At 60.5% G+C, this 7032-nt stretch carries 7 protein-coding genes; 2 read left to right on the top strand and 5 right to left on the bottom strand.

The features are described from left to right. Positions 1–39: 39 nt before the first annotated feature. The 3 genes from VJS90_RS20975 to VJS90_RS20965 all read right to left on the bottom strand — a co-directional run bounded on the left by VJS90_RS20975 (position 40) and on the right by VJS90_RS20965 (position 4063). Entirely contained in the window at positions 40–2493 is a 2454-nt protein-coding gene (locus VJS90_RS20975) for a TonB-dependent siderophore receptor (protein ID WP_324123547.1), read from the bottom strand. Between the two features lie 84 nt (positions 2494–2577). Next, positions 2578–3546 (bottom strand): FecR family protein, encoded by a 969-nt coding sequence (locus VJS90_RS20970; protein WP_324123546.1) that lies wholly within the window; start codon positions 3544–3546, stop codon positions 2578–2580. Positions 3547–3559: 13 nt separating this feature from the next. Beyond that, positions 3560–4063 (bottom strand): sigma-70 family RNA polymerase sigma factor, encoded by a 504-nt coding sequence (locus tag VJS90_RS20965; protein ID WP_324123545.1) that lies wholly within the window; start codon positions 4061–4063, stop codon positions 3560–3562. A 190-nt stretch (positions 4064–4253) separates the two neighbouring features. On the opposite strand from VJS90_RS20965, the gene VJS90_RS20960 reads away from it, so the two are divergent. Continuing rightward, positions 4254–4649: an NUDIX domain-containing protein gene (locus VJS90_RS20960; RefSeq protein WP_324123544.1), complete on the top strand. Its 396-nt coding sequence runs from the start codon at positions 4254–4256 to the stop codon at positions 4647–4649. A gap of 28 nt (positions 4650–4677) precedes the next feature. Next, entirely contained in the window at positions 4678–5478 is an 801-nt protein-coding gene (locus tag VJS90_RS20955) for an AraC family transcriptional regulator (protein WP_324123543.1), read from the top strand. Here the strand turns inward: VJS90_RS20955 and VJS90_RS20950 are convergent, their stop codons facing one another. Both VJS90_RS20950 and VJS90_RS20945 read right to left on the bottom strand, forming a co-directional pair. Then, the gene (locus tag VJS90_RS20950) at positions 5479–6066 is read right to left on the bottom strand and encodes a LysE family translocator (RefSeq protein WP_324123542.1); all 588 of its coding nucleotides are present in this window, start codon (positions 6064–6066) and stop codon (positions 5479–5481) included. A gap of 188 nt (positions 6067–6254) precedes the next feature. Then, positions 6255–6878, bottom strand: a complete 624-nt coding sequence (locus VJS90_RS20945; protein WP_324123541.1) for a glutathione S-transferase — start codon at positions 6876–6878, stop codon at positions 6255–6257. Positions 6879–7032: the final 154 nt, after the last annotated feature.

Here is a 7032-nt window from a genome sequence, read left to right as displayed (position 1 = left end):
AATAATCGATCGTCCGCTTCTGGCCGTTAACTGCGCAGGTCACCACCGGTAACTCAGGCTGCCGATCACTGTACGACGGGTCCCATAGAACACGGTTTCTTCATAGAACCCTGGGGTGAAGTAGCGCTTGTCGAACAGGTTGCTTGCGCTCAGGTCCACCGAAACGCCCCCAAGATCCTCGCTCAGGTGCACCAGGTCGTAGCGCACGCTGGCGTCGGTGAGGGTGTAGTGAGGGACCTTGACGGTGTTCCTGGCGTTGTAAGAGGAGCCGACATAACGCTGGCCGAAGCCCATGCCCAGGCCTTCCAGCGAGCCGCCTTGCACGGTGTAGTCGAGCCACAGCGAGGCGGTGTTCTTGGGCACGGAAATCGGCACGTTGCCCTCGAGGCTGTAGGCGGTTGCGCCAGTGCCCACGGGGTTGGCCTTGGTCACCTCGGCGTCGATGTAGGCGTACGAGGCGATCAGGTCCAGACCGCGGGTCAGCTCGGCCTTGCCTTCGAGCTCGAGACCACGTGAACGCTGCTCGCCGGTCTGGACCTGAAAGCTGGGGTTGGTCGGGTCGGTGGTGGTGACATTCTTCTGGGTCAGGTCATAAGCCGACAAGGTAATGAAGCTGTTGTAGCCTGGTGGCTCGTACTTGATACCCACTTCGTACTGCTCGCCCTCGGTCGGCTTGAAGTAGCTGCCATCCTGGGCCGTACCCGAGGTCGGCTGGAACGAGGTACTGTAGCTGGCATAGGGGGTGATGCCGTTGTCGAACAGGTAGGCCAGGCCCACGCGACCGGTGAATTTGTGGTCTTTCTGCACGCTGCGCGTGTCGTTCAGGTAGCTGTACTCGCGGCCCTCGACCCAGTCCGTGCGCCCGCCCAGGGTCAGGCGCCATTTGTTCAGGCTGAGCATGTCCTGGACGTACACGCCTTTTTGCGACACGACGCTCTTGCCGTCAGTCTGCAAGGTGCTGTTCCACGTCGGACTGGCGTTGTAGACCGGGTCGAAAATATCGACGGTCTGGTTGGAGGCGACACCACGGCGCGATTCACGGCCAGAGTAGTGGCCGTAGTCGAAGCCCACCAGCACATCGTGGCCAATGGCGCCGGTATTGAAGTGGCCGCCCAGGTTGTTGTCGAGCAGGAACGTATCGGTTTTCTTCGGCCGCTTCTGGTAGCCGAAGGTGTAAGTACGGCCGTCGGCGCCCAGTTGGCCGCTGTTGCGGGCACCGTTGCTGATGTAGTCAACGTCGACCTTCATGTAGCGGGCGTTCTGGGTGAACTTCCAGTCCTCGTTCAGATGGCGCTCGAAGACGTAGCCAAGCGTGGTGTTCTCCACCTCGTTCTTGCTCACGTGCGGGTCGCCCAGGTAGGTGCTCGACGGGATGTGGCCGAAGGGCGTGTTGCTCAGCGTGCCGTTCACCGGAAAACTCTGCTCGGCGCCGCCCTTGCGGGTCTTCAGATAGCTGGCCAGAAGCGTGATGCTGGTGTCCTCGTCAGGCTTCCAGGTGAGTGCCGGGGCGACGTAGGTGCGGTCGTCCGGCGAATGGTCTACCTGGGTACCGCTGTCGCGCTTGAGCGCCACCAGGCGGTAGGTGAACGTGCCTTGGTCATCCAGTCGTCCGCCGAGGTCGAGGGCGGTTTGCTTGCGATCGAAGCTGCCGCCCTGGATCTGGATTTCGTGAATAGCTTCGTCGGTGGGCCGCTTGCTGGTCAGGTTGACCATGCCCCCGGGAGCCATCTGGCCGTACAGCACCGAAGCCGGGCCCTTGATCACGTCGATGCGTTCCAGGCCGTAGGTTTCGAAGTCGGTGTCGTACTGGTTGAAGCCGCTGCGCAGGCCGTCCTTGTAGACACCGAACAGGTTGAACGAACGGAAGCCTCGCATGTAGATGTCCGGCGCCCCCTGGCCGCCCACGTAGTCGATGGCGCGAATGCCCGGGGTGTAGGCAACGGCGCTGTTGAAGTCCTGCACACCGCGCTTGTCCATTTCGTCGCGGGTGATCACCGAGATCGACTGCGGCACTTCACTGATAGCGGTACTGGTCTTGGTGCCGACCGAGGAACGGTTGGCAACGATGCCGTCGATGGGGGTGGTGATGCTCTGTTCCGCACGGCCACTGACGGTCGAGACGGGCAGTGTCATGCCACTCTCCGACTGCCCCTGTACCTGCAGGGAGTAACTTCCATTGGGCAGACGTACTGCCTGCAAACCAGTGTCAGAAAGCAGCATGGCCAGGCCGGCATCGATACTGTAGCTGCCGCGAAGCCCTTGACTATGCAGGCCTGCTACCTGATCGGCAGGGTAGGACAGCAGCAGGTTGCTTTCGTGGCCGAACCGGTTGAGCACATCGCGCAAGGCGCCGCCGGGTATATCGTAGCTGCGGCTGGTTGGTGCGGCGCTGACGACACCGGTGCCCAACAGCAAGCCGACAGCGGCAAGCGAGGGTACCAGGCTGCTGGCCATGGCGAAGGTCAGCGTCCGAAGGCGAAGGGGGGGATTCATGCCGTGCTCCACAAGAATGACAGAGGTCTTTCTGGTGGAGTCTCTCGAGCGCGGCAAACAGACCACCCTTTTCGCGATTTATTTTCAAGCCTGGGTGTTTTTCGGTTCCAGCGTCACCCAGTAAGGTGTGAAACGGCGCACCTCAAGACCCAGCGTAATCCCGAGTGTCTGCAGGATTCGGTCAGTGTCGGCCAGCGGATAGGTACCGGCGACGCGTACATCGGCAAGGCTGCGGGCGCAGCTCAGATGGCCATGACGATAACGCCCGAGTTCCTGAAGAAACCGGCCCAGCGGCATGTCGTTGGCCATGAGCATGCCGTCGGTCCAGGCCCGGTCTGCCTCGCTCAGCGTGCGCAACGGGCCGACCTGGTCGCGAGTGAACAATAGCTGTTGCCCGGCCTCCACGCGCAAGCCGGGCAGCCGTTCGGGGTACAGCGTGACCACGCCATCACGTACTGCCAGCCGACTGTGGCCTGGCTCCTGGCGAAGCAGGAAACGCCCCTGAGCGGCTTCGACCCAGCCCTGCTCGGTCTGCGCCCGGAAGGGTCGCAGGGCGCGGTCCATCACTGCCTGCACTTGTACCTCGCCCCGCAGCAGACGCAACTGGCGTACGGCCTGGTCAAACCGGACGTCGACCGCGCTGTGCGTGTTGAGCAGCAACTGGCTGCCATCGGCCAACGCCACGTTGCGCTGCTCGCCTACGCCACTGTGATAGTCAGCGCTCAGGTTCTGCCACAGCGCAGTATTGCGGCAGCCCCATGCCAGCGTTCCGGTGCCGACGGCCAGCACCAGGGCCTTGAGTGCGGTGCGCCGGTCAAGGCTGCTAGCGGGCCCAGCGGCCAGCGCGGCATGCGCAATGGGGGCATGGTTGGCCAGGCCAGACAGCCGCTCGGTAAACGCCTCTATGCGCTGCCAGGCACGGGCGTGTTCAGGGTCCTGACGCAGCCAGCGCTGCCATTGCTCGACGGTGTCGGCCGAGACCGGCGGCGTCTGCAGCTCGACCATCCATTCGACGGCCCGCTCGGCGACGGCCGGGGGGAGGGTGGTGGTCATGGCTGGCACCTGCTCATTCGGCGAAGCAACATTGCACACCAGCCTTGACGATGTAGCGCTTGACCGTAGTCACCGATATCCCGAGCCGCTCTGCGATCTCGGCATGCGCCATGCCGTCGAGCTGGGACCACAGGAAGGCCTGGCGCACCGGCACTTCCAGCCCGTCCATCAACCGATCGAGCTCCTGCAGTGTCTGCAACAGAATCGCCTGCTCTTCCAGCGAAGGCATTAGTTGCTCGGGCACCCTGGCAAGCGCTTCAAGGTAGGCGCGCTCCAGCTTCTGCCGGCGGAAGTGGTTGCTCAACACGCTGCGCGCAACGGTCACCAGCACGGCGCGCGAATCGCGGATCTGGATCGGCTCATGCTTGGCCAGCAGGCGCACGAAGGTATCCTGCGTCAGGTCGGCGGCGCTGGCGCAGCAGCCCAGCTTTCGTCTCAGCCAGCCTTGCAACCAGCCTTGGTGATCCAGGTAGAGAGCGTGGAAGTCAGTTGAGCGTGCGCTGTCAGTCGTTGACATGGTGGAATGAGCATCAGCCAATCAAAAGATAATAATTAACATGCGTAATTGATAATTGCTACTGATTGGCTGGCTGTTGAATCTCAAACGCGTGCTCCGTTTTCAGATCGCCTGCGATCACTCTTGACCGGCAAGCGGCACCCCATAGAATCAGGCAAACGTTTACACCCTCTATACAACGGAGAAACACATGACAGGAATCATTCATATCGCAGCGGCACTGATGCTCAATTCGGAAGGAAAGACATTGCTTGTCCGAAAACAAGGCACAACAGCATTCATGCAGCCCGGCGGCAAAATCGAGCAGCGAGAACAGCCCGTCCAAGCGCTTGTACGCGAGCTGAAAGAAGAGCTTGGTATCGTCGTCGAACCCTGCGCCCCCACCTATCTGGGAACCTATACAGCACCAGCAGCGAACGAGCCTGGCTGGAGCGTCCAGTGCGAATTGTTTCGTCTGGAGACGGACGTCGCAGTGCTTCCGGCCGCGGAAATTGCTGAGGCGGTGTGGGTAGATGCGTCGGATCTTGCCGATTTTGACCTGGCGCCGCTGACGCGCGATCTGGTTCTGCCACTACACTTCGACTGACGTGAGGATGCGCTGAACCGGAGAATCCATGTCTCACTACTGGCGTCACCCAGCTGTCCCCCATATCGAGATCCGCAATGTCGAGGATGGCCGTACCTTCAGCCACGCAAGCCATGCCCACGCGACCTTCTCTATTGGCGCAATCATGGCGGGGCAGAGTAGCTACCTCAACGGCCATCACACCCGCCACATTTCGGCCGGGAGTGTCGTGTTGATGAATCCAGGTGTGGTACATGCATGCAATCCTTTGCATGACCAACCATGGGCCTATCGCATGTTCTATGTCGATGCAGGTTGGCTCGCGTCGGTACAATGTCAGGGAGGTATCGGCGCACAAGACGGCTTCGTTCCCTTCGCACAGAACTACAGCACCGATCCCACCTTGTTTGCCGAACTGGATAGCTTGTACGTAGTGTTGACAGACACCGGCACTCCCCCTGACATCATGCAGGCTGCAGTGCTGAAATTCTTCCAGCGACTGGTGGCGCGGCTGCAGACGGCCAACGATCACACTGCGTGCGCGCCACGCAAGATGGTTGAGGCCGCAGATTTCATCCGCGAGCATTGCATGCATACCCTGCGCCTGGAGGATATCGCTGCTGTGGTGCAGCTATCGCCTTCCTACCTGATCCGCTCCTTCAAGGCGCACTACGGGCTAACGCCCCACGGCTACTTGATTGATTGCCGTCTGCAACTCGCCCGCGAAGGCCTGCGCCGGGGCGATGGCATCGCCGAGGTCGCGGCCCAGGCTGGATTCGCAGATCAGGCGCATCTGCAGCGTTTGTTCAAACGCACCCTGGCCGCCACCCCAGGTCAGTATCGGGGCTGATCACTCCAGCAACAAATACACGGCGCTACCCGCCAGCAATGTGGCCATACCCCGATTGAACCAGCGTATTCCAGCAGTACGCTCCAGATAGCCTCGCAACGAGGCACCGGCCCAGGCCCAGCTGGCCAGCGAGAGCCAGCAGATCACCAAATAGAGCAGGGAGAACACCCATACCATCAGCACGTCGCCGTCGGCCACAAAGGCGCCCATCCCGGCCAGGCAGGCTAGCCAGGCCTTGGGGTTGAGCCACTGCATCAATGCGCCGCCCATTGCAGAGGGGACCTTTTGCCCCGGCGCGGTGCTCAGTTGGCCGTCATCGCTTACCAACCGGTACGCCAGATACAGTAGAAACATCACCCCAGCGATACGAATCAGTTGGGTCAATAACGGCCACTGGCGCAGCACTTCATGCAGCCCCAGACCAATCAGCAAAAGCAGCAGGATAAACCCCAGCGTCGCGCCGGTGACATGCGGCAGCGCGGCGCGGAAACCGTACCGCGCGCCGCAGCCCAGGGAGATGATGTTGACCGGGCCGGGGGTGATGGAGCAGGCCAGGGCAAAAGCGGCCATGGACAAAACAATGCTCATTCAGAAACCTTCAGTGCTCGTAAGTGAGTGCTGAAGGTAGAGTGAAGCGACACAACGGTATTGAACGAAATTACCCTGCAGGAGGCTTTGCATCGATAGCTGCTCTATACGACTGGTTGTCGGCACGTCCGGCCAAACCGTCTTGATGGCTAAGCTGAATACCAGCGCTATCCCGGCTCGACCTTTGATCAGGGCGTCCCGTTTCTTCCATGCAGACGAAAACCAGGACGTCCGCTGAGCCTTGCGTAATAGTCGCTCACTGCCGGCAGGTGGGGATGATCCAAGGGTGTTTCAAACCATCGATTGACTGACAGACCAATGGGTATGTCTGCCAATGAAAAGGTATCACCGGCGACGTATGCGCCAGTTGAAGCGAGCTGTCGCTCCAGAATCTGCATGTGCCGGCACCAGTCTGCGCATCCGGCGGCGAGTGCGTGAGGGTTCTGGTGTGCAGGCGAGTGCCTGACCAGGGACATGAATGCGTAGCTCCAGGATCTGTTGAGATCCGACGCTTGCCAATCGATCCATTGGTCGACTCTGGCTCTTGCTCGCGCTTCGACTGGGTAGAGAGAGGCTGCCCAGTAGCGCGTGACCAGGTAGCGGATGATGGTGTTGGATTCCCAGAGTGTGAAGTCGTTGTCCTGGATGACCGGGACCATGGCATTGGGATTCAGCGCAAGGAATTCGGGTACGTCGGTGGATTTGAAAGGTGTTCCCCAGTCTTCTCGTTCAAAAGGGAGGTTGATCTCGGCACAGGTCCAGAGGACCTTTCGCACGTTGATGGAAGTGGATTTGCCTAAGATCCGTAGCATGTCAGCGTCCTTGTCTGGGGAGAGGCGATCATGTGTATGTCGGCGCGAAGGTGCAAATACTATCGGTATTCTCAAACCCACGCCTATTTGGCTACCCTTCTGAGTTCTGAATACGCCACACCATGGAGGATTCATGATTTATGGACAATAAACT

The sequence above is a fragment of the Pseudomonas sp. genome (genome assembly GCF_035277045.1).
Classification (GTDB): domain Bacteria; phylum Pseudomonadota; class Gammaproteobacteria; order Pseudomonadales; family Pseudomonadaceae; genus Aquipseudomonas.
Note: the sequence above shows the minus strand (reverse complement) of the source record. Positions and strands in the feature narration are given on the sequence as shown.